This window comes from Bartonella sp. OC68QHHN, assembly GCF_042193875.1.
Classification (GTDB): Bacteria; Pseudomonadota; Alphaproteobacteria; order Rhizobiales; family Rhizobiaceae; genus Bartonella; species Bartonella grahamii_A.
In genome coordinates this window covers 1-1,054 of the sequence record NZ_JBHIME010000036.1, presented here as the reverse complement: position 1 = coordinate 1,054, position 1,054 = coordinate 1, and the positions used below count along the sequence as shown (strand labels likewise).

Genomic DNA, 1,054 nt, shown 5'->3' with positions numbered 1-1,054 from the left:
CATTCACGTTTAGGAAGGTTGTAACAAGGGAGAGTGCGACCAGTTGAATCTTTGTAAAAACCTACAAATTCACTCAGCCCAAATTTGGGCTCAGTACTTTTAGAGTGCAACTCTTCAAGCATTTGCTTAATATCACGCATAACGTGTTTATGTTGTTTACTACACAATTCTGCAATTTCACGACTAGACATGGTTGGAATTGTTGTGTTTTGAAAATTGCTTTCAGATGTTGTAATAAAATTACGCATGCTTCACTCCATTCGTTGTGACAACATTGTCATTGTGCTTAATTTGCTGTCTTAGATGTCTTAAGAAATCTTCTAATGTTTCAGGATTTGAATAATCGATTTTTGAATTTGCTTTTTTTTCGCATTTCAGAAAATATTCACGCACTTGTTTACCTTTGAGACCAGGTTCACAAATGGCAATGTGTTTTGCTGTGTCTAAAGTGAGAGCATAATCTTTAAAAAGATTCCCACGTGAGGAGTTTGATAATTTTTTAGTAGAAAGTACAAAGTCGACATCTTCTCTAAAGCTAAGTTCTTTAATACAGTTTGTTATCCACTTTCTAAACTCTGTTTTTACCTCTAAAAAGGTATATAAATCACGAGCGCTAATAGTTTGAACCTTTTGATGCTGAATAATATTGTATTGAGTAGCAAGAAGCTTTTCCATTACGAACCTCATGTTGATGGGATTGATGAATGAAAGGGGGCGCTTTTGAATGCGCCCTTAAGAATTTTTAAAGCACATCACATGGGCGCAAACGGTGTTGCTGTTCGTAAGTACCGTAAATCTCATCATTATATTTTTCGTTTGCGATCTCGCCTAAAAGTTTATTGTAAACAGCACTTTCGCATATAAAATAATGAACCTCACTATTCTCATCGAGGTGTTCGATATTTTCTTTTACATATGCTTCTGCGACCTCTTCAGAAATATCTTCGCAACTTTTTTCACAAGGATTGATGCAAAAGATTTGGATTGCATCATCTGCCTCGTCAATAATTTTTAGAACTTGGCTTTCATCCAGTGGTCCCGACCGACCAATGTT

At 35.9% G+C, this 1,054-nt stretch carries 3 protein-coding genes; all 3 read right to left on the bottom strand.

Annotation, left to right across the window (positions count from 1 at the left end; all coding sequences use genetic code 11):
- Positions 1-248, bottom strand: a 248-nt coding sequence (locus ACFIJ0_RS05740) for a Rha family transcriptional regulator (protein ID WP_375644025.1), incomplete at its 3' end; no start/stop codon positions are given.
- Positions 241-675 carry an antA/AntB antirepressor family protein gene (locus ACFIJ0_RS05735; protein WP_375622545.1) on the bottom strand — a complete coding sequence of 145 codons (435 nt, stop codon included), beginning with the start codon at positions 673-675 and terminating at the stop codon, positions 241-243. The genes ACFIJ0_RS05735 and ACFIJ0_RS05740, both read right to left, overlap by 8 nt.
- Positions 676-742: 67 nt before the next feature.
- On the bottom strand, positions 743-1,054 hold a 312-nt coding region (locus ACFIJ0_RS05730; RefSeq protein ID WP_375644023.1), incomplete at its 5' end, for a hypothetical protein.